The sequence below is a fragment of the Janibacter sp. CX7 genome, from assembly GCF_024362365.1.
Lineage (GTDB): Bacteria > Actinomycetota > Actinomycetes > Actinomycetales > Dermatophilaceae > Janibacter.
In genome coordinates, this window is sequence record NZ_CP101464.1 from 824,275 (window position 1) to 848,392 (window position 24,118).

Consider the following 24,118-nt stretch of genomic DNA (forward strand, 5'->3'; position numbering starts at 1 on the left):
GCGACCGTGACCCCCGAAGAGCTTGTCGACGCCATCCGTGCCGCCCTCACCGCCGCCGTCGAGGCCGGCGACCTGACCGTCGAGGTGCCCACCGGGATCAGGGTCGAGCGACCGAAGCAGAAGGGCCACGGCGACTGGACGACCAATGTCGCGATGCAGCTCGCCAAGCCTGCCGGCATGAAGCCCCGTGACGTCGCGACCGCGATCGCCGCCCGCCTCGAGCAGGCCGAGGGCGTGGCCTCCGTCGAGGTCGCCGGCCCCGGCTTCCTCAACATCACCCTCGAGGCCGCCTCCGCGGGCGCGCTCGCGCGCACCATCGTCGAGGCCGGTGCCGACTACGGCCGCAACGACGCGATGGCCGGCCACGTGGTCAACCTCGAGTTCATCTCGGCCAACCCGACCGGCCCGCTGCACATCGGCCACACTCGTTGGGCCGCGCTCGGCGACTCGATGCGCCGCCTGCTCGCCGCCTCCGGCGCCGACGTCACGGCCGAGTACTACATCAACGACGCCGGCGCCCAGATGGACAACTTCGGCGCCTCGGTCCTCGCCCGGGCGAAGGGGGAGCCGACTCCCGAGGGTGGCTACCCCGGCGCCTACGTCGACGAGCTGGCCGCGACCGCCCTCGAGCAGCGCCCCGACCTGCTCGAGCTGCCCGCCGACGAGGCCCTCGCGACCGCCCGCTCCATCGGCTACGAGGCGCAGCTCGCCGACATCCGCAGCACCCTCGAGGACTTCGGCGTCACCTTCGACGTGTGGTTCTCGGAGAAGACGCTGCACGACGGGGGAGCGGTCGAGCAGGCCATCGCCCGCCTGCGCGAGCAGGGCCACGTCGACGACCGCGACGGTGCCGTCTGGCTGCGCACGACCGACTTCGGCGACGACAAGGACCGCGTGCTCGTGCGCGCCGACGGCGTCCCGACCTACTTCGCCGCCGACGCCGCCTACTACCTGAGCAAGAAGGACCGCGGCTTCCCGGAGAAGATCTACCTCCTCGGCGCCGACCACCACGGCTACGTCGCCCGGCTCAAGGCGATCGCCGCCTGCGCGGGCGACGACCCGGCGAAGAACATCGAGATCCGCATCGGGCAGCTGGTCAACCTCGACGGAGCCAAGCTGTCCAAGCGCGCCGGCAACATCGTCGAGCTGCGCGACCTCATCTCGTGGATCGGCTCCGACGCCGTGCGCTACTCGCTGGCCCGCTACCCCGCGGACAGCCCGCTCAGCCTCGACGGCGAGGAGCTGCGCAAGCAGACCAACGACAACCCCGTCTTCTACGTGCAGTATGCCCACGCCCGCACCTTCAACGTCGCCCGTCTGGCGGCCGAGGACGGCGTGCGTCGTGAGGACGCCTTCGACCCCGGCCTGCTGTCGCACCCGACCGAGGCGACCCTGCTCGCGACGCTCGGCGACTTCCCGCGGGTCGTTGCCCATGCCGCCGAGCTGCGTGAGCCGCACCGGGTCGCGCGCTACCTCGAGACCCTCGCCGGCCACTTCCACAAGTGGTACGACACCTGCCGCGTGCGCCCGCGCTCCGACGAGGAGACGACCGACACGCACCGCACCCGCCTGTGGCTCAACGACGCCACCCGCCAGGTGCTCGCCAACGGCCTCGACCTGCTCGGCGTCTCCGCGCCCGAGCGGATGTGAGGCCGGCATGGCGACGAACATGAGGGCCCACGAGGCCGGCATCCTCCACGCCGACGGCTACGGGGCGGCGCCCCAGTGGCTGCCGACGCCGCACGACGTCAACGAGCTGCTCCCGCAGCTGTGGCCGACCCACGTCGAGCGCAACGTCGACGGCGTGCTCGCGGTGGCGGGCCTGCCCGTCACGGACATCGCCCGTGACTTCGGCACCGCCGCCTACGTCCTCGACGAGGACGACTTCCGCTCCCGCGCACGGGCCTTCCGCGACGACTTCACCGCTCCCTTCGACGCCGTGGCCGGTGCCGACGTCTACTACGCCGGCAAGGCCTTCCTGTGCACCGCGGTCGCCCGCTGGGTCATGGAGGAGGGGCTCAACCTCGACACCTGCAGCGGTGGCGAGCTCGCCGTCGCGCAGCGCGTCGGCTTCCCCGGCGAGCGGATCGCCCTGCACGGCAACAACAAGTCCGTCGCCGAGCTGCGCCAGGCGCTGGAGTACGGCGTCGGCCGGATCGTCGTCGACTCCTTCGCCGAGATCGACCGCGTCGCCGCCGTCGCCGCCGAGCTCGGGGTCGTCGCGCCGGTGATGGTCCGCGTGACCGTCGGCGTCGAGGCCCACACCCACGAGTTCATCGCGACGGCGCACGAGGACCAGAAGTTCGGCTTTTCCCTCGCCGGCGGCCAGGCCCGCGCCGCGATCGACGCCATCGTGGAGAAGGGGGAGCACCTGCGCCTGCTCGGGCTGCACAGCCACATCGGCAGCCAGATCTTCGACGTCTCCGGATTCGAGATCGCCGCCCGGCGGCTCGTCGCGCTGCACACCGAGGTCGCCGACGTCCACGGCATCGCGATGCCCGAGATGGACCTCGGTGGTGGCTACGGCATCGCCTACACCTCGGAGCACACGCCGCTGACCGCCGGCGAGCTCGGCAGCCAGATGGCCGCCCTCGTCGACCGGGAGCTCAAGGAGCTGCGTGACGGGCACCCCGAGGCGCCGCTGCCGCGGATCTCCATCGAGCCCGGCCGTGCGATCGCCGGCCCGAGCGCCTTCACCCTCTACGAGATCGGCACGGTCAAGGACGTCGAGGTCGCCCACGACGCGATCCGCTCCTACGTCAGCGTCGACGGCGGCATGAGCGACAACGTGCGCACCGCGCTCTACGGCGCCGACTACTCGTGCACCCTCGCCAGCCGCACGTCGAGCGCCGGCCCGCGCCTCGTCCGCGTCGTCGGGCGGCACTGCGAGAGCGGCGACATCGTCGTCATGGACGAGTACCTGCCGGCCGACATCACGCCCGGCGACCTCATCGCCGTCCCCGGCACCGGCGCCTACTGCCGCAGCCTGTCCAACCAGTACAACCACACGCCCCGCCCGCCGGTCATCGCCGTGCGGGACGGTGTCGCGCGCGTCATCGTGCGCCGCGAGACGATCGACGACCTGCTCGCCCTCGACGTGGACGAGCCCGCCCCGCAGGAGGTCCGATGACCACCGACCAGCAGACCCCCCTTCGCGTCGCCCTGCTCGGTGGCGGCGTCGTCGGCGGCAGCGTCGCCCGCCAGCTGATCACGCAGGCCGACGACCTCGCCCAGCGCATCGGTCGCCCGCTCGAGCTCGTCGGCATCGCGGTGCGCCGCGCCGGCCGCGACCGCTCCGACCTGGGCGTCGACCCGGCGCTCTTCACGACGGACGCCGCCGAGCTGGTGACCCGCGCCGACATCGTCGTCGAGGTCATCGGCGGCATCGAGCCGGCCCGCAGCCTCATCCTCTCGGCGATGGAGCACGGCGCCTCCGTCGTGACGGCCAACAAGGCGCTGCTCGCCGAGGACGGCCCGACCCTCTACGCGGCGGCCGCCGACCACGGCGTCGACCTCTACTACGAGGCTGCGGTCGCCGGGGCGATCCCGATCCTGCGCCCGATCCGCGACTCGCTCGCCGGCGACTCGATCCGTCGGGTCATCGGCATCGTCAACGGCACGACGAACTTCGTGCTCGACGCCATGGACTCCACGGGCGCCGGCTTTTCCGAGACGGTCGAGCGCGCCCAGGCACTCGGCTACGCGGAGGCGGACCCGACCGCCGACGTCGAGGGCTTCGACGCGGCGGCCAAGGCCGCGATCCTGTCCTCGCTGGCCTTCCACTCCCGCGTGGGCAGCGCCGACGTGCACCGCGAGGGCATCACCGAGGTGAGCGCCCGCGACATCGCGGCCGCGCGCGACATGGACTGCACCGTCAAGCTGCTCGCGATCTGCGAGCGGGTCGAGGGCCCCGACGGCACCCCGGGCATCTCCGCCCGGGTGCACCCGGCGCTCATCCCGCTCAGCCACCCGCTCGCCTCCGTGCGCGAGGCCTACAACGCGGTCTTCGTCGAGGCCGAGGGCGCGGGCGACCTGATGTTCTACGGCCAGGGCGCCGGCGGCGACCCGACGGCCAGCGCCGTGCTCGGCGACATCGTGGCCGTCGCGCGCACCCGGGTCACCGGCGGTCGCGGGCCGGGGGAGAGCGCCTATGCGCACCTGCCGGTCCTGCCCATCGGGCAGGCGATCACGCGCTACCACGTGAGCCTCGACGTGGCCGACCGTCCGGGTGTCCTCGCGAGCGTCGCGCAGGTCTACTCCGACCACGGCGTGTCCATCGAGACCGTGCGCCAGCAGGTGGTCACCGACGACCACGGCGAGGCGCGGGCGATGCTCATCATCGTCACCCACGCGGCGACCGATGCCGCACTCTCCGCGACCGTCGCCGAGCTCGCCCGGCTCGAGACGGTCAACGAGGTCACCTCCGTCATGCGTGTTGAAGGGAACTGACACATGGCAGCCCACCAGTGGCGCGGCGTCATCACCGAGTACTCCGACCGGCTGCCGATGCTGGCCGGTGCCCCGACCGTCACCCTGCGCGAAGGGGGGACCCCCCTCATCCCCGCCGAGCACCTCAGCGAGCTCGTCGGCGCGCAGGTCCACGTCAAGTACGAGGGCCTCAACCCCACCGGCTCCTTCAAGGACCGGGGCATGACGACCGCGATGTCGATGGCCGCGGCGAAGGGGGCCAAGGCCGTCATCTGCGCCTCCACCGGCAACACCTCGGCGTCGGCTGCGGCCTATGCGACCAAGGCCGGCATGACCTGTGCCGTCCTCGTGCCCGAGGGCAAGATCGCGATGGGCAAGCTCTCGCAGGCGATCGCGCACGGCGCGACCCTGCTGCAGGTGGACGGCAACTTCGACCACTGCCTCGACGTGGCCCGCAAGCTCGCCGAGACCTACCCGGTCGAGCTGGTCAACTCGGTCAACCCCGCGCGCATCGAGGGGCAGAAGACCGCGTCCTTCGAGATCGTCGACGCGCTCGGTGACGCCCCGGACATCCACTGCCTGCCCGTCGGCAATGCCGGCAACATCACCGCCTACTGGCGCGGCTACCGCGAGTACGCCACCGAGACCGAGGGCGTCTCGGGCACGCTCGCGCCGGTGTCGACCCGCACCCCGCAGATGTGGGGCTTCCAGGCCGCCGGCTCCGCGCCGATCGTCCTGGGCCACCCGGTCGACGAGCCCGACACGATCGCCACGGCGATCCGCATCGGCAACCCCGCCTCGTGGCAGCAGGCCGAGGCCGCCCGTGACGAGTCCGGCGGGCGCATCGAGGCGGTCACCGACGAGGAGATCCTCGCCGCCCACCGCATCCTCTCCGCGCGCGAGGGCATCTTCGTCGAGCCAGCCTCCGCCGCCTCGGTCGCCGGCCTGCTCAAGGCCTCGGCCGCCGGCCGGGTCCCGGCCGACGCGACGATCGTCTGCACGGTCACCGGCCACGGCCTCAAGGACCCGCAGTGGGCCCTGAAGAACGCCGACGGCTCCGACGTCGCTCCCGTGAGCGTGCCCGCCGAGGCCTACGCGATCGCCCGCGAGCTCGGTCTGCAGGACTGACCATGTCGATCCCCGTCGGGACGTCGGTCACCCTCGCGGTGCCCGCGTCCAGCGCCAACCTCGGCCCGGGATTCGACTGCGTCGGGCTCGCGCTCGGCGTGTGGGACGAGTGCACGGTCACCGTGACCGAGCAGCCCGGCCTGCAGGTCGAGGTCACGGGCTCGGGCGCCGACTCGGTGCCCCGCGACGAGAGCCACCTCGTCGTGCGGACGATGGCGACCACGTGGCAGCACCTCGACGTCACGGCTCCGGCCGGGCTGCGGCTCGAGGCGACCAACGCGGTGCCCCACGGACGCGGGCTGGGCTCGTCGGCGACGGCGATCGTCACCGGCGTGGCAGCTGCCCACGCCCTGGCCGTGCGCGGCGGCGCACTCGCGGGGGAGGAGCTCGACCTCGAGGTCGTCAACACCATCGCGGCAGCTCTCGAGGGGCACCCGGACAACTCGTCCGCCAGCGTCTTCGGTGGGGCGACGCTCTCCGTCACGGAGGCCGGCGCGCCGCTGCCGCGGACCCGGACCGTCCCCCTTCGCCTCGACCCGCGGATCACGCCGGTCGTGCTCGTGCCGGGCACGACGCTGAGCACGCACACCGCACGCTCCGTGCTGCCGGAGGTCGTGCCCCTGGCGACCGCCGCGGCCAACTCCGCGCGCACCGGCCTGCTGGTCCACGCGCTGACGAGCGCCCCCGAGCTGCTCGTCGACGCCACCGCGGACCTGCTGCACCAAGAGGCCCGTCGCCCGAGCTATCCGGAGAGCATGGGGCTCGTCGACGCCCTGCGCGCCGCAGGGCTGGCCGCGACGATCTCCGGCGCGGGGCCGTCCGTCCTCGTCCTCGTCGACGCCGACCGCGTCGACGAGGTGCGTCGGGTGACGGTGGAGGTGGCCGCCGGCTGGCAGGTGCTCACCCCCGGGGTGCCCGCGCACGGGGTGCAGCTGCGCGGGTGATCCCTCACCCGGCACCGCAGTGATACATTGGCGGTGCTCCTTCAGGTCCGGTGCCTCGGCGACGTCGTCGAGTCGCACACGATGGGCCGGAGCCTCCTCCCACGTGAGTGCCATCGGCCTCCGGGTCCGGCACGCAGCCGTGGGGATCAGTGACAAGTCGTCCCGCTCTTGACGGGATTCATCAGGCCTGCCCGTCCCGGGTGGCCCCAACGAGGGAAGGGTCCTTCGTGACCGACACCACGACTGGCGACAGCGCTGCTCCCGCGACCAGCGAGCAGCCCCGTCGCTCCGGCGCCCTGAGCGCCATGCGCCTCGCCCAGCTCCAGCAGCTCGCCTCGAGCATGGGGATCACCGGCACCGCCAAGATGCGCAAGAGCGACCTCATCTCCGCCATCCGCGCCCAGCAGTCCGGCTCCTCCGCGCCCGCCCCGGCGAAGTCCGCGGCAAAGAGCACTTCGGCAGCGCAGAGCGCCCCGGCCAAGCAGAGCGCCCCGGTCGAGCAGGCCGCTCCGGCCGAGCAGTCCGCCCCCGAGGCGAAGGGGGGCGAGCGCCCCTCCCGCGAGTCGGCTCCCGCCGAGCAGGACCGCGGCCAGCAGGACAACGACCAGCAGGAGCGCGGCCAGCGCGACTCCGGCGAGCGCCGCGGCGGCAACGACCGTCAGGGGAATGACCGCCAGCAGGGCGGCAACGACCGCCAGCAGCGCGGCGACCGCAACGACCGTCAGCAGGGCGGTGACCGCCAGCAGGGCGACCGTCAGGGCGGCAACCGCAACGACCAGCAGGGTGGTCGCAACCAGGGCGGCAACCGCAACGACCAGGGCGGCAACGACCGTCAGGGCGGCAACCGCAACGACAACCGCAACCAGGGTGGCAACCAGCAGGGTGGCAACCAGGGTGGCGGCGGCCAGCAGGGCGGCGACGACGAGCGCGGCGGCCGTCGGCGCAACCGCAACCGCAACCGCAACCGGGACAAGCGTCGCGGCGGCGGCCAGCAGTTCGACGACACCGAGCCGCAGATCTCCGAGGACGACGTGCTCGTCCCGGTCGCGGGCATCCTCGACGTCCTCGACAACTACGCCTTCGTGCGCACTTCGGGCTACCTGCCCGGCCCGGGCGACGTCTACGTGCCGCTCGGCATGGTCAAGCGCAACGGCCTGCGCAAGGGTGACGCCGTCACAGGCCAGGTCAAGGCCGCCCGCGAGGGCGAGGAGCCGCAGCAACAGACCGTCGGAACCAAGGGCAACCGCGGCAAGTACAACCCGCTGGCCAAGCTCGAGACGGTCAACGGCATGACCCCCGACGACGCGAAGCGCCGCGCGGAGTTCGGCAAGCTCACGCCGCTCTACCCGCAGGACCGACTGCGCCTCGAGACCGAGTCCAATGTCCTCACGACGCGGATGATCGACCTCGTCGCCCCGATCGGCAAGGGTCAGCGTGGCCTCATCGTCGCCCCGGCCAAGGCCGGCAAGACGATGGTCATGCAGTCGATCGCCAACGCGATCACGACCAACAACCCCGAGTGCCACCTCATGGTCGTCCTCGTCGACGAGCGCCCCGAGGAGGTCACCGACATGCAGCGCGCGGTCAAGGGTGAGGTCATCGCCTCCACCTTCGACCGCCCGGCCGACGACCACACGACGGTCGCCGAGCTGGCCATCGAGCGCGCCAAGCGCCTCGTCGAGATGGGCCACGACGTCGTCGTGCTGCTCGACTCGATCACCAAGCTGGGTCGCGCCTACAACCTCGCCGCCCCGGCGAGCGGGCGCATCCTCTCCGGTGGTGTCGACTCGGCGGCGCTCTACCCGCCGAAGAAGTTCTTCGGCGCGGCCCGCAACATCGAGAACGGCGGCTCGCTGACGATCCTCGCGACCGCGCTCGTCGAGACCGGCTCGCGCATGGACGAGGTGATCTTCGAGGAGTTCAAGGGCACCGGCAACATGGAGCTCAAGCTCGACCGTGGCCTGGCCAACCGCCGCATCTTCCCCGCGGTCGACGTCAACGCGTCCGGCACCCGGCGCGAGGAGATCCTCCTCGCGCCCGAGGAGCTGAAGATCATGTGGAAGCTGCGTCGCGTGCTCGCTGCCCTCGACACCCAGCAGGGCGTCGAGCTGCTCATCGACCGGCTGCGCAAGACCAAGACGAACTACGAGTTCCTCATGCAGGTCCAGCAGACGAGCTCGATCAAGCTCGACGACGAGGACGAGACCGCCTGAGTCTTGACCACACACGGCTGGGGGGCCGCTGCGCTACGTGCGCGGCGGCCCCCTTCGTCGTCAGCACTCATCCTGCGCGACCCGGGCATGACGCCTAGGGTTGCGGCACACCACGATTCGTTGCGGAGGTCGCACATGACCGAGCGGACCGTCGTCGTCGCCGACGACGATGCGGACATCCGAGACCTGGTGTCCTTCAAGCTCTCGAACGCCGGCTACACCGTCGTGCCGGTCACGGACGGCGACGAGGCCCTGCGCGCCGTGGACGAGCACCGGCCTGACCTCGCCGTGCTCGACGTGATGATGCCCGGGCGCTCCGGACTGGATGTCCTGCGGGCGATCCGTGCCGACGACGCGCTCACCGCGACCAAGGTCATCCTGCTGACCGCCCGGGCCCGGGACGTCGACGTCGACGCGGGTTTCAGCACGGGCGCCGACGACTACCTCACCAAGCCCTTCAGCCCTCGCGAGCTCGTGCACCGCGTCACCGCTCTGCTCGAGCGAGGCTGACCGTGGGCGAGATCGTCGTCCAACCCTGGATCCTGCGGCTGAGCCTGTGGATCATGCTCGGCACCGTCGTCGCCCTCGTCGCGACGATCGTCGTCGCGCGACTGGCCCGCCGCGAGCGGGCCCGGGCCGTGACCCGGCGGGTCGGCCCGCTGCGCGAGGACGTGCTGGCCGTCGTCTCCGGCGATGACGACGGGCGATCCCGAGCTCTGCTCGCCGGGCTCCGCGGCCGCTCGGCGGATCTCGTCGAGCCGGTGCTCGTGGGCTACCTGAGCAAGGTGCGCGGCACCCCTGCGGAGCGGATCACCGAGGTCCTCGCCGCGCACGGGATGCACGAGCGGGCCCTCGCCGGCGTCGACTCCTGGTCCGGCACGAAGCGGGCCCGCTCGTCATGGGCGCTCGGCACGATGCGTGCGGACGGTGCATCCCAGGCGGTCGCGCCCCTCCTGCAGGACCGTGACCGCGGGGTGTCGGTCACCGCAGCTCGCTCGCTCGGACTGCTCGGCGACCCGGCCACGGCGCGCTCGCTCCTCGACGCCGTCGTCCCCGGCAGCCGGGGACGCGGCCAGCTGCCCGTGTGGGTCGTCGTCGAGTCGCTCGTCGCCCTCGGGCCGGCCGCGGCGTCGACCGTCGGCGCCGCCCTCGCCAGCGATGACGCGAGCACGCGCGCCGTTGCCGCGCTGACGATCGGTCGCGCCCAGCACCTCTCGCAGGCACCGGCGCTGCGAGCGCTGCTCGACCACGAGGAGGACCCCGTCGTCCTCACCGCGGCTGCCGGGGCTCTCGGCTCCGTCGGCACCGCCACGGACGTCGGGACCCTGCTCCCGCTGGCCCGCGCGGGCCGCCCCCGGTCGGTGCGTCTGGCGGCGGCGCTCGCCCTCGGCGAGCTCGGCGGACCGGATGCCGTGGCCGCTCTCGCAGATCTCCTCGGCGACGACGACCCGCGGCTGGGTGAGCTCGTGGCCGAGATCCTCGTCGACCACGGACCGGCCGGCATCGCCGCTCTCGAGGCCCACGCGGACGACGCCGGCGCCTCCGGCCAGGCCGCGGCCTACGGCCTGGCCGTCCACCAGCTGCGGCGAGGCCGAGGCTGATGGACGAGGTCCTGGAGCCGGTCACCCCTGTCGTCGAGGCGATCTTCGGGGCCATCGCGCTCCCGGTCCTCGTCTACTTCCTCATCATCAACACCTCCTACCTCGTCCTCGTCGTCGCCGCGGCACTGGAGTTCCGACGCTCGTCCCGGCAGCTCCCCTTCGCCGGCCGCGAGGAGCTCCTCGGCTCCGGGCTCGTGCCCGGGGTCAGCGTCGTCACCTCGATGTACAACGAGGAGGCCGGCATCCGGGTCGCGGCGCAGGCGATGCTCGCGCTGCACTACCCGCGGCACGAGGTCGTCATCGTCGACGACGGCAGCAGCGATCGGGGCTTCGAGGTGCTGCGGGAGACCTTCGACCTCGTCGAGGTGCCGCGTCGCATGCCCGAGGACCTCGCGGTGCGCGAGCACGCCACCTCCGTGCACGTGCCCCGCAACGGCCGCACCCGGCTGACCGTCGTGCGCAAGCCCAACTCCGGGCGCTCCGACTCGCTCAACGTCGGGGTCAACTTCGCCACCCAGGACCTCGTCGTCTTCGTCGACTCCGACTCCGTGCTCGACCCCGACGCCCTGCTCGCCGTCGTGCGGCCCTTCGCGGAGGACCCGGTGCGGATGGTCGCCGGCGGGGGAGTGATCCGGGCGGTCAACGGCTGCGTCGTCCGGGGCGGCCGGGTCACCGAGGTGCGGATGTCGCGCAACTGGCTCGCTCGCATCCAGGTCGTCGAGTACCTGCGCGCCTTCCACCTCGGGCGCAGCGGCTGGTCACGGCTGAAGTCGCTCATCCTCATCAGCGGCGCCTTCGGGATCTTCCGTCGGGACGCGCTCGTCGAGGTGGGTGGGCTCGACCCGGACAGCATCGGCGAGGACTTCGAGCTCGTCCTGCGGGTGCACCGTCACATGCGACGGCAGCGGCGTGACTACCGGGTGGAGTTCATCTCCGAGCCGATCTGCTGGACCGAGGTCCCCGAGACGACGAAGGTGCTGCGCAAGCAGCGCCGCCGGTGGCACCGCGGGCTGTGGGAGACCCTCTGGGCCTATCGCTCGATGTTGCTCAACCCGCGCTACGGTCGGGTCGGCATGATCGCCGTGCCCTACTACTGGGTCTTCGAGCTGCTCGCCCCCGCACTCGAGCTCTTCGGCCTCGTCCTCGTCGTCGTCGGCTCGCTGCTCGGGGTGGTCGATGTCGGCTACTTCCTGCTCTTCATGGCCGTCGCCTACGGCTACGCGGGGCTGGTGACGCTCGCGGCGATGACCGTCGAGGAGCTGAGCTTCCACAAGTACCCGCGCTGGCGTGACCTGCTGAGCACGCTCGCGTCGGCCGTGGTCGAAAACATCGGCTACCGCCAGGCCACCGCCGTCTGGCGGCTCGAAGGGTGGTGGCAGAGCCTGCGGGGGAGCCGCCACGAGTGGGGGACGATGACCCGCACCGGCTTCGACACCCGTGACGAGACGACGTCATGAGCCCTCGCAACACCGTCGCCCGGGTGCTCGAGCGCCTCGTCATCGTGCTCTCGCTCGTCATCCTCGTCATGTCGCTGCTGTCGATCGCCTCGATCTTCGTCATCCGCCAGGAGGTGCTCGAGACGACGCGCACGATCAGTCCGCTCAACGAGCAGAGCGGGCAGATGCGGATCACCGTCTCCGAGGCCCAGGGCAGCTATCGCGCCTACCTCCTCACCGAGGAGGAGACCTTCCGCGAGGACTACGTCGCCTCCAGGGACGACTTCCGGCGGGGTGAGGCGGTGCTGCTGCAGCGGGCCGAGCGCGCCGACATGGACGAAGGGAGGGTCGAGGACTTCATCGCCGCGGCCGACGAGTGGTTCCGCCTCGCCGACGCCCAGATGAGGTCTCCCTCCCGGGCGCCCCTGCGGCAGACCGCGCCGGCCTTCGCCGAGGTCGAGCGGGAGCACGACGCCCTCGTCACGCAGATCACCGAGGTCCGGCAGGAGCGGCGTGACCGCTACGGGCTGCTCATGACGGGCGGGGTGGCGGTCATGGGGGGCGCGGCGCTCGTCGCCCTCGTCGTGACGATCGGCCAGACGCGGCGCACCCACCGCCGACTCGCGCGGCCGCTGCAGGCCCTGCACCGGGTCGTCACCGGGCACCAGACGGGGACGACGCTGGAGCGGGCGGACGTCACCGACGGCGCCGACGAGGTCATCGCGCTCGCGGGCGCCTTCAACACGCTCGCCGAGTCCAATGCCTCGATGCACCGGGAGCGCGAACGTCGGATCGATCTCTACCGGGTGACCGGCAGCGTGCCCGGACTGCTCACCGCCCGGGACGGTGGCTGGGACAGCGCGTGCGCCCGGCTGGGCGAGGGGCTCGGGGTGGACGCCGTGTCCATCTACCGGCTCACCGGGACCCGCACCGCCGAGCGGATCGGGAGCTGGAGCTCCAGCGGCGCGGGATTTTCGGTTGCGGTGCAGGAGCTGGAGATCCCGGGGCTGGCCCGGCTGCTCGCCGAGACCCCGATCCTGCGCGCCCGGGACCTGCAGGAGGTCACCGCGACCTTCCCGCGGCCGCTGCCCAAGGTGGCCGCCGGCGAGTCCATCGAGGGTTGGGTGCTGCATCCTCTGCTCTTCGGTGACGAGGCGGTGGGCGCGCTGTCGGTGGCCACGCTCACCCCGCACGACTGGGACCAGGCCGAGGTCCAGGCGATGGAGCGGGTCGCCGAGTACGCGGCGCACACCTTCGTCGAGCAGCGCTACGTCGCCTCGCTCGAGGAGCTGGACCAGCAGAAGTCGGACTTCACCGCCACGACGAGCCACGAGCTGCGCACCCCGCTGACCTCGATCGCCGGCTACCTCGAGCTGCTCGAGGACGGTGACTTCGGCGAGCTCACCGCGCCGCAGGGCAATGCGCTCGGTGTCATCTCGCGCAACGTCGAGCGGCTGCGCAGCCTTATCGACGACCTGCTTCTGCTCAACCGGCTCGACAGCGGCGCCGTCCAGCAGACGCACGAGGAGCACGACGTGCGGTGCGGTGCCACCCGGGTCGTCGAGCAGCTCGAGCCCGTGGCGCGCTCCGCCGGCGTCGAGCTCGTCCTCGACCACGGTGACGAGCCGCTGCTCGTGCGCGGTGACGCGGGGCAGATCGAGCGTGCCGTCGGCAACGTCGTGAGCAATGCCGTGAAGTTCACGCCCGCCGGTGGTCGGGTGCACCTGACCACCCGGCAGGAGGGCGGCGAGGTGCGCATCGTCTGCTCCGACACGGGCATGGGCATCCCCGCTGCCGACCAGCAGCGGCTGTTCACCCGCTTCTTCCGGGCGTCCAACGCCCAGGAGGGCCACGTGCCCGGAACCGGTCTGGGCCTGGTCATCGTCGAGACGATCGCCCGGGCCCACGGCGGCGGCGTCACCCTCGACTCGGTCGAAGGGGAGGGGACGACGGTGACGATCACCCTCGCCCCCGACCCTGCAAAACCCTAGGGTTTTGCGAAGTTGAGGGGCGGCCAACCCTGCAAAACCCTAGGGTTTTGCGAAGTTGGGGGTGGCTGAGCCTGCATTGCCGTTGGGGAATGCGAAAAGGGAGGGGAGGTCAAGCCTCGTCGGGGGTGGTGGCGTCCAGCTCGGGGGAGGTGCGGTCGATGCGTCGGCGCATCTCGGGGAAGGCCGCCTCGGTGAAGCCGAAGTCCTCGTAGATGTCGCGGCCCATCTCGGTCGCGTTGAGCGAGAGCACCTCGACGTCGGTCTCGTCCTCGAACCACGCGATGAGCTCGGCGACGACGGCGTGGGTGAAGCCCAGGCGACGGTGCCGGGGGAAGGTGGCGATGTTGGACACGAGGCCACCCGTGCCGCGGCGGCCGGGCGCCGGCATGAGGTCGGTGACCTGACCCATGGCGCACGAGACGACGGTGCCGTGGGCCTCGGCGACGACGACCCGCACGTCGTCCTCACCGAGTCGCAGCTGCAGCCAGCGGGCGGCGTCCTGCTGCCAGCCGATGTCGGAGACCTCCTCGGAGGAGGTGCCCATCGCCTCGAACATCAGTGCCCGCAGGGCGACGATGGTGCCGATGTCGCCGGCCGTGGCCGGCCGGATCACCGAGCCCTCCACGGGCCCGGGCGCGGGCTCCCTTCGCCGGTCACGGGTGGTGCGGCGGGGCAGGCGGGGGGCTCGAGGTGCCATGCGCCCATCCTGCCCCAGCCGGGTGCGCCCGCACGGGAACATCCGGGACCGACGTCGTGTTTGGACCACCGTGCCTGCTCTGGCACAATCGACTGCTGGTCCGGTTCACGGCACGCGGCACAGACGCTCGCAGTTGTCGGCCCCAGCGAGGGCGCAACGCCGACCCGGACGACACGACCAAGGAGCACCACGTGAAGAAGGACATCCACCCCACCTACGAGGCCACCAGCGTCTCGTGCACCTGCGGCAACACCTTCACCACCCGCAGCACCAAGCCGGGCGGCGAGATCCGCGTCGAGATCTGCAGCAACTGCCACCCCTTCTACACGGGCAAGCAGAAGATCATGGACACCGGTGGTCGCGTGGCCCGCTTCCAGAAGCGTTACGGCCAGAAGACCGAGGCCAAGTAACCCACTCGATGCGCCGGTCAGCCCACAGGGCTGGCCGGCGCATCAGTCGTTTCCACCACCCCTCCACCTCCGCTCCACCCACCGACCGCCGGGAGGCCACCGTGCTCGAGTCCGTCGAGGCGCTGCTCGCCGAGCACGCCGAGCTCGAGGCGTCGCTCGCCGACCCGGCCGTCATCGGTGACCCCGACCGCCTGCGCGACGTCAACCGGCGCTATGCCGAGCTGACCCCGGTGGTCACGGCCCAGCGTGAGCTCGACCTGGCCGTCGGTGACCTCGAGGCCGCCCGCGAGCTGGCCGCGGAGGACGCGGCCTTCGCCGCCGAGGTCCCCGCGCTCGAGGAGGCGGTTGCCGCCGGCGAGGACCGGATGCGCCGCCTGCTCATCCCGCGTGACCCCGATGACGACCGTGACGTGATCCTCGAGATCAAGGCGGGCGAAGGGGGAGAGGAGTCCGCCCTCTTCGCCGGCGACCTGCTGCGCATGTACCTGCGCCATGCGGAGAAGCGCGGCTGGACCACGCGCCTGCTCGACGCCACCGAGTCCGACCTCGGCGGCTACAAGGACGTGCGGGTCGCGGTCGGTGCCAAGGGCACGCCGGAGCCGGGCGCCGCCCCGTGGGCCCGCCTCAAGTACGAAGGGGGAGTCCACCGCGTCCAGCGCGTCCCCGTCACCGAGAGCCAGGGTCGTATCCACACCTCCGCGGCCGGCGTGTGGGTCATGCCCGACGTCGGCGACGTCGTCGAGGTCGAGATCGACCCCAACGACCTGAAGATCGACGTCTACCGCTCGTCGGGTCCCGGCGGGCAGTCGGTCAACACGACCGACTCGGCCGTGCGGATCACCCACCTGCCGACCGGCACCGTCGTCTCCTGCCAGAACGAGAAGTCGCAGCTGCAGAACAAGGAGTCGGCGATGCGCGTGCTGCGCGCCCGGCTGCACCAGATGGCGATGGACGAGGCGGCGGCCGAGGCCAAGGAGGCGCGTGCCTCGCAGGTGCGCACCGTCGACCGCTCGGAGCGGATCCGCACCTACAACTTCCCCGAGAACCGGATCAGCGACCACCGCACCGGCTTCAAGGCCAACCGGCTCGACACCGTGCTCGACGGCGACCTCGACGCGGTGATCGACTCCGCGGTGCAGGCCGACGAGGAGGCGCGGCTCGCGGCTCTCGCCGGGGACGGGGAGTGACCTCCCTTCGCTCGGCGGTGGGGGAGGCGACGGCGACGCTCACCGCTGCGGGCGTGCCGACCCCACGACCTGACGCGCTGCTCCTCGCGGCCCACGCCCTGGGCTGCGACCGGGCCGAGGTGGAGCGCCGGATGCTGCTCGGTGCCGACCTCGACGAGATGACCTCGCGGCGGCTCGACGCGCTCGTCGAGGAGCGCGCCACCCGGGTGCCGCTGCAGCACCTCACCGGCACCGCCCCCTTCCGCCGGCTCGAGCTGCACGTCGGGCCCGGGGTCTTCGTGCCCCGCCCCGAGACGGAGGCCGCCGTCGACCACGTGCTGGCGGCGCTCGACGGGCTCGACGCGCCGGTCGTCGTCGACCTGTGCACCGGCTCGGGCGCGCTCGCGCTGGGCGTCGCCGACGAGGCGCCGGGTGCCGAGGTGACCGCCGTCGAGCTCAGCGAGCTCGCCGTGGCCTGGGCCGCCCGCAACATCGAGGCGAGCGGGCTGCCCGTGCGGCTCGTCGCCGCCGACGCCACCGCCGACCCGGCCACCGTGCCCGAGCTCGCCGAGCTCGTCGGCCGGGTCGACGTCGTCGTGTCCAACCCGCCCTACATCCCCGTCGGGATGGTGCCGCTCGAGCCGGAGGTCGCCGAGCACGACCCCCAGGTGGCGCTCTACGGCGGCAGCGCCGACGGGCTGGCGATCCCGCTCGCGGTCGCCGCGACCGCCGCGCGCCTGCTGCGGCCGGGCGGGCTGCTCGTCATGGAGCACGCCGACAGCCAGGGCGAGAGCCTGCCCCGCGCGCTGGTGGCGACGGGCGACTGGGCGGACGCCACCGACCACACCGACCTCGCCGGACGCCCCCGCACCACGACCGCACGTCGCGCCTGAGCCCGGCACGAGCATGACGAAGGGGGCGTGGCCGGTCGGCCACGCCCCCTTCGGTGGTGCTGGGAACTTCAGAGGATGTACATCAGCAGCACGATGATCAGCAGCACGCCGACGATCGTCCAGATGAGACCTGAGCCTCGCATGTTCTCCTCCTCGAGGGGATCGGTTTTGGGCGGTCGTTCAACCTATCGCCGCGAGGGGCGCGTGGGGGGCGAAGCGGCGTCACCAATTCGGCGGCGTCCCGACCGGGCCCGTCCGCCGCGAGCCTGCGGCATAGGGTGGGCCCCATGAGTCCCGTCGTTGATGCGACCACCGCAGACCGCGAGCAGAGCGTGACGGCGACGGTCGACGCCGTCCGCCGCGGCGAGGTCGTCGTCATCCCCACCGACACCGTCTACGGGATCGGGGCCGACGCCTTCGACCCCGAGGCCGTGGCCGCCGTCCTCAGCGCGAAGGGGAGGGGCCGCGACATGCCCCCGCCCGTCCTCATCCCCGACGTGCGCACCGTCGACGGACTGGCCCGCGCCGTGCCCGAGTGGGCCCGCCGGCTGGTCGACCAGCTGTGGCCCGGTCCGCTGACCCTCGTGCTGTGGGCGCAGCCCTCGCTGCACTGGGACCTCGGTGAGACCGCCGGCACCGTCGCGCTGCGCATGCCCGACGACGAGATCGCCCTCGAGGTCCTGCGCGAGACCGGCCCGCTCGCCGTGACGAGCGCCAACCGCACCGGCGAGCCGGCGGCCACGACCGTCACCGACGCCGCCGTGCAGCTCGGGCCGGCCGTGAGCGTCTACCTCGACGGTGGTCCGCGGGCCACCCAGGAGCCGTCGACGATCATCGACTGCACCGGCGAGCACCCCGTCGTGCTGCGTCAGGGCGCCGTCGGCCGCGAGCGGCTCGAGGAGATCCTCGGTGTCGGCTTCGACCGGCCGGACGACGCGGGGGAGGGCGTCGCCGACGTCGCGGACCCCGGTGCCGAGCCCGAGCCCCAGCCGGAGTCGCCCGTCGCCGACGTGGCAGAGGCCGAGGCCGGGTCCGAGCCGCAGCGCGGCGACCTGCCAACCTACGACGACGAGGACCCCGAGGTCGCGGCCGCCGAGGCCGCCCGCCTGCGCGAGCCGCGTCACGGCACCGGCGGTGACGCCGCCGACGCCGAGTGGGAGGATCTCCCTTCGTCAGACCGTGCGACGGCGCAGGCCGCGCCCACCGACCCGCCGCAGACCGACCCCACCACCCCCACGGAGGCCCCGCGATGACCGACGACACCTTCTACGGCTCCGACTTCGGCGCCCTGAGCGCCTTCGACCCGGAGATCGCCGGTGTCCTCACCAGCGAGCTCGACCGCATCCGCGGCGGCCTCCAGCTCATCGCGAGCGAAAACATCTCCTCTCCCGAGGTGCTCACCGCGCTCGGGTCGACGCTGAGCAACAAGTACGCCGAGGGCTACCCGGGGCGTCGCTACTACGGCGGCTGCTCCGAGGTCGACAAGGCCGAGAACCTCGCCATCGAGCGCGCCAAGAGCCTGCTCGGCGCCGAGCACGCCAACGTGCAGGCCCACTCCGGCGCCAGCGCCAACCAGGCCGTCTACGGTGCCTTCCTCCAGCCGGGGGAGAAGATCCTCGCGATGTCGCTGCCGCACGGTGGCCACCTCACCCACGGCACCAAGGTCTCCTTCTCGGGCAAGTGGTTCGACGCCGTCCACTACGGCGTGCACCCGGAGACCGAGGACGTCGACTACGACGAGATGGAGCGCCTGGCCAAGGAGCACCGTCCCAAGGTCATCTGCTCCGGCGGCTCCGCGATCCCGCGCCTGCTCGACTTCGAGCGCATCCGCGCGATCTGCGACGAGGTCGGCGCGATCATGTGGGTCGACGCGGCGCACTTCATCGGCCTCGTCGCCGGCAAGGCGATCCCGAGCCCGGTCCCGCTCGCCGACGTCGTCACCTTCACGACGCACAAGGTGCTGCGTGGCCCCCGCTCCGGTGCACTCGTGTGCAAGGAGGAGCACGCCAAGGCGCTCGACAAGGCGATCTTCCCGATGATGCAGGGCGGCCCGCAGATGCACACGATCGCCGCCAAGGCGGTCAACTTCAAGGAGTGTGCGACGCCCGAGTACCAGCAGTACGCGGCCGACGTCATCGCCAACTCCAAGGTCCTCGCAGACGAGCTGCTCCAGCGCGGCATCCGCCCGACGACCGGCGGCACCGACACCCACCTCGCGCTGCTCGACCTGCAGGGCGTGGGCGTCACCGGTGTCGACGCCGAGGCGCGTTGCGACGCGGCCGGCATCACGCTCAACAAGAACGCCATCCCCAACGACCCGCAGAAGCCCTCGGTCGCCTCCGGCATCCGCGTCGGCACCCCCTGCGTCACGACGCAGGGCATGGGTACCGACGAGATGGTCAAGATCGCCGAGCTCATCCACACCGCCGTGACGACGGGCGACGCCGACCCCGAGCACGCCGTCTCCCGCGAGGTGCGTGCCCAGGTGAGCGAGCTGGTCACCACCTTCCCCGCCTACCCGCGCTGATCCCCCTCCGGACCGTGGTCGAGGTGCGAGGAGCTCCGCGACGGGGCCTCGACGCCTCGCAGGGGAGGGGTGAGCGGTGAGGGAGTACCTCTTCGTCTTCCTCGTCGCGCTCGCGACGACCTATGTCCTCGTCCCGCTGATGCGCACCATCGCGGTGCGCGTCGGCGCCTTCACCGAGGTGCGGGAGCGCGACGTCCACGTCGTGCCGATCCCGCGCCTCGGTGGGGTGGCGATGTTCTTCGGCTACGCGGCCGCGACCCTCGCGGCCTCGCGCATGCCCTTCCTGCGGCAGGTCTTCGAGACCGGTGAGCTCATCGGGATCCTCGTCGGCGCGGCCGTCGTCTGCCTCGTCGGGGCGATCGACGACGTCAAGGAGCTCGACGCCCTGACCAAGCTCGGCGGCCAGCTCGTCGCCGCGGCGATCATCGCCTTCGCGGGGGTGCAGTTCTTCTCGCTGCCGCTGGGCACGGTGACCGTGCTGCCGGCGCCGCTGCTCGTGCTGCTGACGATCTTCGTCGTCGTGCTGTGCATCAACGCGGTCAACTTCATCGACGGGCTCGACGGCCTGGCCGCCGGCCTCGTGGCGATCGCCGCCGGCGCCTTCTTCATCTACAGCTATCTCATCTCGGGCAGCTACGACCCGCCCAATGTCTTCTCCTCGGCGACCTTCGTCTCCGCGGCGCTCGCCGGGTGCTGCCTGGGCTTCCTGCCGCACAACGTCTTCCCGGCGAAGCTCTTCATGGGTGACTCCGGCGCGCTGCTCCTCGGCCTGCTGCTAGCGGCCGCGACGATCTCCAACGTCGGTCAGATCAACCCCGACCAGGTGAGCGCCAACGCGCTCGCGGCCACCGTGCTGCCGCTGCTCATCCCGATCTCGATCATGCTGCTGCCGCTGCTCGACGTCGTGTGGGCGGTCGCGCGGCGCACCGCCCGCGGCCAGCGCCCCTGGGACGCCGACAGCCAGCACCTGCACCACCGGATGCTCCAGATCGGCCACGGTCACCGGCGTGCGGTCCTGCTGCTGTGGCTCTGGGCGGCCGTCGTCGCCCTCGGCGCCGTGAGCCTGGTCTTCCTGCCCCTGCTCGTCGCCGGCATCGGGGGAGTGGTGATGCTCGTCGTCGCCGCCGTCCTGACGATCTGGCTGCCGCGGTTCTCGCGCCCGGGCCACCGCCCGAAGACGTACGACACCCAGGGCCAGCGTCTCGACGTCTGAGGGCCGGCCAGGGCGAATTGGTGGCCCTCGCGGCGCTTGTGTAAACTTTCACAAGCGCCCACCGGACCGTTCGGTCCGACCCGCCAGAGCACCTCGTGCTCCCGTTCCCGAAGTGAGCCGATGACCACGACTCAGCGCCGCAGCCCCGTGCCGGGCATGCGCCGTGGTGTCCTCGTCGCCGGTGTCGTCGGGACGGTCCTGACCACCGCCGTCGCGGCCGTGGCGAAGGGGGGAGACGCCGCCCTCAGCGCGCTGGCCGGCTCCCTGCTCGCTTTCTTCGTCGTGCTGACCGGCCTCGTGGCGATCTCGCTCATCGTCGCCGGCGACGTCGGCACGTCGATGGCCGGAGCCGGGGTCGTCTACCTCGGGCAGCTCATCATCCTCGTCGCCGCGGTCGCCGCGCTGCGCGAGATGACGTGGCTCGACGGCCGCACCGCCGCGCTGTCGGCTGTTGCCGCCGCCGTGCTGCTCCAGGTGGGTGTCATCGCCGGATACGTGCGTAGCCGCCACCTGATCCACCCGGCCGGGGTCGGCGCATGAGCGCCCTGACCCGCCGGGCGAAGGGCGGCAACCCCCGACTCGTGACCAAGGCGCTCCCCAGCGCCGAGGACTCCGCGGCACAGACCGCGCGCTACCGCCACGACCCGTCCGCTCCGCATCCGGCCGCAGGGTCGGATGCGATGGCGGCGACGGTCCTGGCACACCTGATCACCGGGCCGATCCTGTACGGAGCCATCGGCTGGCTGCTCGACCGCTGGCTGGGAACGTCGTTCCTCGTCGTCGTCGGTGTCGTCGGCGGAATGGCTCTGTCGCTGTACGTGATCTGGCTCCGGTACGGTACGTCCCAAGCACCCCACTCCGACCGCGCCACCGCGTCGACGCTCGGTGCCCAGCCACACAACGAGGAGAACCAGTGATCCTGACTGCGCCCGCGCTGCCTGCTGCCGGTGGGGGGGAGTTCCACTCCCCGACGCCGGAGATCTTCTGGCAGCCGCTCTTCGAGGTCGGCGGCATCGTCGTCACCAACCAGATGGCGTGGGCCGCCATCGTCACGGCGGTCGTCTCGATCGCGCTGGTCACCCTGAGCCGCAAGGCGGCCGTCGTCCCGAGCAAGGGCCAGTGGCTCCTCGAGGGCTTCTACAACTTCCCGCGCAACAGCGTGGCGCGCGACATGATCGGGACCAAGGAGTTCCGCAAGTTCGTGCCGCTCATCGTCACCCTCTTCACGATGGTGCTCTTCTACAACCTGATGGGCATCTTCCCCTTCGCGATGAACCCGGTGACGGGCAAGATCGGATTCCCGATCGCCCTCGTCGCGGTCGTCTACGTGGTCTACCACTGGATCGGTTTCCAGAAGATGGGCTTCGTCGGCTACTTCAAGCACATGGTCCCGCCGGGCCTGCCGGGTTGGATCGTGCCCGTGGTCTTCCTGCTCGAGCTGATCACCTACTTCATCACCCGGCCGCTGACGCTGGCGCTGCGACTCTTCGGCAACATGTTCGCCGGCCACATGGTCATCTACCTCTTCGTCACGGCGGGTGCCTACTTCCTGCTCGACGGTGGCGCCCTGCTGAAGGTGCTGTCGCTGCCGACCTTCCTCATGGCCGGCGTCATGGTGCTCTTCGAGGCGCTGGTGCAGTTCCTCCAGGCCTTCGTCTTCGTCCTCCTGACCTCCAGCTACATCGCTGGGGCGCTCGCCGACGACCACTGAGTCACCCACCGACCTACAACTGAAGATCGTCCCCACACTGAACTTCCCCAGGGCACAAGCTCAGGGGTCACACGAAACACACGAAAGAGGAATCATCGTGGAAGGCAACCTCTCGCTCGTCGGCTACGGCCTGTCCGCCATCGGCCCGGCCATCGCCGTCGGTCTGATCTTCGCCGCGTACATCAACGGTGTCGCCCGTCAGCCCGAGGCCCGCGGCCTGCTGCAGCCGATCGCCATCCTCGGCTTCGCCCTCGCCGAGGCGCTCGCCATCTTCGGTCTGGTGCTCTTCTTCCTCTGAGCCTGCCGGCAACGGCCATCCGTCATCGGCACCAGTAACTAGGAGTACCCGTGCACATCACCGCAACCGCCTCGTCGGTCGTGGGTCTCGCCGCGGCCGACGGGGAGAGCATGCCGCTCATCCCGCACATCCCGGAGCTCGTCTTCGGTCTCGTCATGTTCGCGATCCTCTACTTCGTCGTCGCGAAGTTCGTGGTCCCGAACATCGAGAAGGCCTACGCCGAGCGCCACGCCGCGATCGAGGGTGGCATTGCCCAGGCCGAGAACGCCCAGGCAGAGGCCGAGGCCGCCAAGGCCCAGTACGAGGCCCAGCTGGCCGAGGCCCGCGCCGAGGCCGCGAAGATCCGTGAGGACGCACGCGCCGAGGGCGCGGCCATCGTCGCGGAGATGCGCGGGCAGGCGCAGGACGAGGCCAACCGCATCACCGAGTCGGCGCACAAGCAGATCGAGGCCGAGCGCCAGCAGGCCTCCGTCTCGCTGCGCGGTGAGGTGGGTCGTCTGTCGACCGACCTGGCCGGTCGCATCGTCGGCCACGAGCTGCAGGACTCCTCCAGCCGTCAGGGCCTCATCGACCGCTTCCTCGCGGAGCTCGAGTCGGGCCAGGTCCAGCCGGAGAAGGTCGGGCAGACGCAGCAGGGTGACGCCTGATGCGAGGCTCTTCCCGCGCCGCCGTGGCCGAGGGACGCCAGTCCTTCGAGACCGCGCTGACGTCGGGTGACGCGGCCGTCGTGGCCGACGAGCTCTTCGCCGTCACCGGGCTGCTCGACGACAACGCGGCCCTGCGCCGCAGCGTCGCCGACCCCTCCCGCGAGGGCAAGGACCGGTCCGACCTGGTCACCCGCCTGCTCCACGGCAAGGTGTCCAACGAGACCGTCGGCATCGTCTCGGTGCTCGCCGGTCAGCGCTGGGCCCAGGAGCGCGACCTCACCGACACGCTCGAGCGCTTCGCCGTCGAGGCCACCCTCAAGGGAGCCGAGGCCGCCGGTGCGCTCGACCAGGTCGAGGACGAGCTCTTCCGCTTCGAGCGCCTCGTCGACGGCTCGCCGGAGCTGCGTGACGCCCTCGCCAACCGGCAGGGCGACCCGCAGGGCAAGGCCGAGGTCATCAGCCGACTGCTCGACGGCAAGGCCCGTCCCGAGTCCGTGCGCCTGGCCCGACAGGCCGTGCTCGCGCCCCGGGGCCGCCGCTTCGACCGGACGATCGAGGAGTTCCTCGACTTCGCCGCGGAGCGTCGCCAGCAGCTGACCGCCGTCGTCACGTCCGCGGTCGACCTCACGCAGGAGCAGCGCAGTCGGCTCGCCGCCGCGTTGCAGCAGATCTACAGCAAGCCCGTCCAGCTGCAGATCGTCCACGACGAGGACGTCATCGGCGGGATCCGGGTCCAGATCGGCGACGAGGTCGTCGACGGGACTGTCCTGCGACGTCTCGACGAGGCGAAGCGCCACCTGGCCGGCTGAGCCCGG

General features: G+C 71.7%; 23 protein-coding genes. 22 read left to right on the forward strand and 1 reads right to left on the reverse strand.

The window, feature by feature from the left end:
• Positions 1–6: 6 nt before the first annotated feature.
• The 10 genes from argS (at position 7) to NMQ01_RS04140 (ending at position 13,741) form a co-directional block, all read left to right on the forward strand.
• Positions 7–1,650 carry an arginine--tRNA ligase gene (gene argS, locus NMQ01_RS04095; RefSeq protein WP_255185601.1) on the forward strand — a complete coding sequence of 548 codons (1,644 nt, stop codon included), beginning with the start codon at positions 7–9 and terminating at the stop codon, positions 1,648–1,650.
• A 19-nt stretch (positions 1,651–1,669) separates the two neighbouring features.
• Positions 1,670–3,130 (forward strand): diaminopimelate decarboxylase, encoded by a 1,461-nt coding sequence (lysA, locus tag NMQ01_RS04100; RefSeq protein ID WP_255186316.1) that lies wholly within the window; start codon positions 1,670–1,672, stop codon positions 3,128–3,130.
• A complete protein-coding gene (locus tag NMQ01_RS04105; RefSeq protein ID WP_255185602.1) occupies positions 3,127–4,449 on the forward strand; it encodes a homoserine dehydrogenase in 1,323 nt (440 codons plus the stop codon). The genes lysA and NMQ01_RS04105 overlap by 4 nt, the downstream gene beginning before the upstream one ends.
• Positions 4,450–4,452: 3 nt before the next feature.
• A complete protein-coding gene (gene thrC / locus NMQ01_RS04110) occupies positions 4,453–5,556 on the forward strand; it encodes a threonine synthase (RefSeq protein ID WP_255185603.1) in 1,104 nt (367 codons plus the stop codon).
• Positions 5,557–5,558: 2 nt separating this feature from the next.
• Entirely contained in the window at positions 5,559–6,500 is a 942-nt protein-coding gene (gene thrB, locus NMQ01_RS04115) for a homoserine kinase (RefSeq protein ID WP_255185604.1), read from the forward strand.
• Between the two features lie 305 nt (positions 6,501–6,805).
• Positions 6,806–8,713 carry a transcription termination factor Rho gene (gene rho, locus NMQ01_RS04120; RefSeq protein WP_303708377.1) on the forward strand — a complete coding sequence of 636 codons (1,908 nt, stop codon included), beginning with the start codon at positions 6,806–6,808 and terminating at the stop codon, positions 8,711–8,713.
• A 135-nt stretch (positions 8,714–8,848) separates the two neighbouring features.
• Complete coding sequence (locus NMQ01_RS04125) at positions 8,849–9,223, forward strand: response regulator transcription factor (RefSeq protein WP_255185606.1); 375 nt, start codon at positions 8,849–8,851, stop codon at positions 9,221–9,223.
• A 2-nt stretch (positions 9,224–9,225) separates the two neighbouring features.
• Positions 9,226–10,314 carry a HEAT repeat domain-containing protein gene (locus tag NMQ01_RS04130; RefSeq protein ID WP_255185607.1) on the forward strand — a complete coding sequence of 363 codons (1,089 nt, stop codon included), beginning with the start codon at positions 9,226–9,228 and terminating at the stop codon, positions 10,312–10,314.
• Positions 10,314–11,771: a glycosyltransferase family 2 protein gene (locus NMQ01_RS04135; RefSeq protein ID WP_255185608.1), complete on the forward strand. Its 1,458-nt coding sequence runs from the start codon at positions 10,314–10,316 to the stop codon at positions 11,769–11,771. The genes NMQ01_RS04130 and NMQ01_RS04135 overlap by 1 nt, the downstream gene beginning before the upstream one ends.
• Positions 11,768–13,741: an ATP-binding protein gene (locus NMQ01_RS04140; protein ID WP_255185609.1), complete on the forward strand. Its 1,974-nt coding sequence runs from the start codon at positions 11,768–11,770 to the stop codon at positions 13,739–13,741. The genes NMQ01_RS04135 and NMQ01_RS04140 overlap by 4 nt, the downstream gene beginning before the upstream one ends.
• 109 nt (positions 13,742–13,850) lie before the next feature.
• Here NMQ01_RS04140 and NMQ01_RS04145 read toward each other — a convergent pair whose 3' ends face one another.
• Positions 13,851–14,438: a GNAT family N-acetyltransferase gene (locus NMQ01_RS04145; protein ID WP_255185610.1), complete on the reverse strand. Its 588-nt coding sequence runs from the start codon at positions 14,436–14,438 to the stop codon at positions 13,851–13,853.
• A 191-nt stretch (positions 14,439–14,629) separates the two neighbouring features.
• On the opposite strand from NMQ01_RS04145, the gene rpmE reads away from it, so the two are divergent.
• The 12 genes from rpmE to NMQ01_RS04205 all read left to right on the forward strand — a co-directional run bounded on the left by rpmE (position 14,630) and on the right by NMQ01_RS04205 (position 24,112).
• Positions 14,630–14,848: a 50S ribosomal protein L31 gene (gene rpmE, locus NMQ01_RS04150; protein WP_072623991.1), complete on the forward strand. Its 219-nt coding sequence runs from the start codon at positions 14,630–14,632 to the stop codon at positions 14,846–14,848.
• Between the two features lie 101 nt (positions 14,849–14,949).
• Positions 14,950–16,035 (forward strand): peptide chain release factor 1, encoded by a 1,086-nt coding sequence (prfA, locus tag NMQ01_RS04155; RefSeq protein ID WP_255185611.1) that lies wholly within the window; start codon positions 14,950–14,952, stop codon positions 16,033–16,035.
• Complete coding sequence (gene prmC, locus NMQ01_RS04160) at positions 16,032–16,907, forward strand: peptide chain release factor N(5)-glutamine methyltransferase (RefSeq protein WP_255185612.1); 876 nt, start codon at positions 16,032–16,034, stop codon at positions 16,905–16,907. Before prfA ends, prmC begins: the two co-directional genes overlap by 4 nt.
• Before the next feature lie 287 nt (positions 16,908–17,194).
• The gene (locus tag NMQ01_RS04165) at positions 17,195–18,160 is read left to right on the forward strand and encodes an L-threonylcarbamoyladenylate synthase (protein WP_255185613.1); all 966 of its coding nucleotides are present in this window, start codon (positions 17,195–17,197) and stop codon (positions 18,158–18,160) included.
• The gene (gene glyA / locus NMQ01_RS04170) at positions 18,157–19,434 is read left to right on the forward strand and encodes a serine hydroxymethyltransferase (RefSeq protein ID WP_255185614.1); all 1,278 of its coding nucleotides are present in this window, start codon (positions 18,157–18,159) and stop codon (positions 19,432–19,434) included. The genes NMQ01_RS04165 and glyA overlap by 4 nt, the downstream gene beginning before the upstream one ends.
• Before the next feature lie 76 nt (positions 19,435–19,510).
• Positions 19,511–20,647, forward strand: coding sequence for a glycosyltransferase family 4 protein (locus NMQ01_RS04175; protein ID WP_255185615.1), 1,137 nt, complete (start codon positions 19,511–19,513; stop codon positions 20,645–20,647).
• A 120-nt stretch (positions 20,648–20,767) separates the two neighbouring features.
• Positions 20,768–21,187 carry a hypothetical protein gene (locus NMQ01_RS04180; protein ID WP_255185616.1) on the forward strand — a complete coding sequence of 140 codons (420 nt, stop codon included), beginning with the start codon at positions 20,768–20,770 and terminating at the stop codon, positions 21,185–21,187.
• Positions 21,184–21,564, forward strand: coding sequence for an AtpZ/AtpI family protein (locus NMQ01_RS04185; RefSeq protein ID WP_255185617.1), 381 nt, complete (start codon positions 21,184–21,186; stop codon positions 21,562–21,564). The genes NMQ01_RS04180 and NMQ01_RS04185 overlap by 4 nt, the downstream gene beginning before the upstream one ends.
• A complete protein-coding gene (gene atpB, locus NMQ01_RS04190; protein ID WP_255185618.1) occupies positions 21,561–22,358 on the forward strand; it encodes a F0F1 ATP synthase subunit A in 798 nt (265 codons plus the stop codon). The genes NMQ01_RS04185 and atpB overlap by 4 nt, the downstream gene beginning before the upstream one ends.
• Before the next feature lie 91 nt (positions 22,359–22,449).
• Positions 22,450–22,656: an ATP synthase F0 subunit C gene (locus tag NMQ01_RS04195; protein WP_211596790.1), complete on the forward strand. Its 207-nt coding sequence runs from the start codon at positions 22,450–22,452 to the stop codon at positions 22,654–22,656.
• A 50-nt stretch (positions 22,657–22,706) separates the two neighbouring features.
• A complete protein-coding gene (locus NMQ01_RS04200) occupies positions 22,707–23,303 on the forward strand; it encodes a F0F1 ATP synthase subunit B (protein WP_255185619.1) in 597 nt (198 codons plus the stop codon).
• Positions 23,303–24,112: a F0F1 ATP synthase subunit delta gene (locus NMQ01_RS04205; RefSeq protein WP_255185620.1), complete on the forward strand. Its 810-nt coding sequence runs from the start codon at positions 23,303–23,305 to the stop codon at positions 24,110–24,112. Before NMQ01_RS04200 ends, NMQ01_RS04205 begins: the two co-directional genes overlap by 1 nt.
• Positions 24,113–24,118: the final 6 nt, after the last annotated feature.

Bases quoted from the DNA above. Each gene is read 5' to 3' on its own strand.
- lysA (WP_255186316.1), top strand. From the start codon at position 1,670: ATGAGGGCCCACGAGGCCGGCATCCTCCACGCCGACGGCTACGGGGCG.
- NMQ01_RS04105 (WP_255185602.1), top strand. From the start codon at position 3,127: ATGACCACCGACCAGCAGACCCCCCTTCGCGTCGCCCTGCTCGGTGGC.
- thrC (WP_255185603.1), top strand. From the start codon at position 4,453: ATGGCAGCCCACCAGTGGCGCGGCGTCATCACCGAGTACTCCGACCGG.
- thrB (WP_255185604.1), top strand. From the start codon at position 5,559: ATGTCGATCCCCGTCGGGACGTCGGTCACCCTCGCGGTGCCCGCGTCC.
- rho (WP_303708377.1), top strand. From the start codon at position 6,806: ATGCGCCTCGCCCAGCTCCAGCAGCTCGCCTCGAGCATGGGGATCACC.
- NMQ01_RS04125 (WP_255185606.1), top strand. From the start codon at position 8,849: ATGACCGAGCGGACCGTCGTCGTCGCCGACGACGATGCGGACATCCGA.
- NMQ01_RS04135 (WP_255185608.1), top strand. From the start codon at position 10,314: ATGGACGAGGTCCTGGAGCCGGTCACCCCTGTCGTCGAGGCGATCTTC.
- NMQ01_RS04140 (WP_255185609.1), top strand. From the start codon at position 11,768: ATGAGCCCTCGCAACACCGTCGCCCGGGTGCTCGAGCGCCTCGTCATC.
- NMQ01_RS04145 (WP_255185610.1), bottom strand. From the start codon at position 14,438: ATGGCACCTCGAGCCCCCCGCCTGCCCCGCCGCACCACCCGTGACCGG.
- NMQ01_RS04165 (WP_255185613.1), top strand. From the start codon at position 17,195: ATGAGTCCCGTCGTTGATGCGACCACCGCAGACCGCGAGCAGAGCGTG.
- glyA (WP_255185614.1), top strand. From the start codon at position 18,157: ATGACCGACGACACCTTCTACGGCTCCGACTTCGGCGCCCTGAGCGCC.
- NMQ01_RS04180 (WP_255185616.1), top strand. From the start codon at position 20,768: ATGACCACGACTCAGCGCCGCAGCCCCGTGCCGGGCATGCGCCGTGGT.
- NMQ01_RS04185 (WP_255185617.1), top strand. From the start codon at position 21,184: ATGAGCGCCCTGACCCGCCGGGCGAAGGGCGGCAACCCCCGACTCGTG.
- NMQ01_RS04205 (WP_255185620.1), top strand. From the start codon at position 23,303: ATGCGAGGCTCTTCCCGCGCCGCCGTGGCCGAGGGACGCCAGTCCTTC.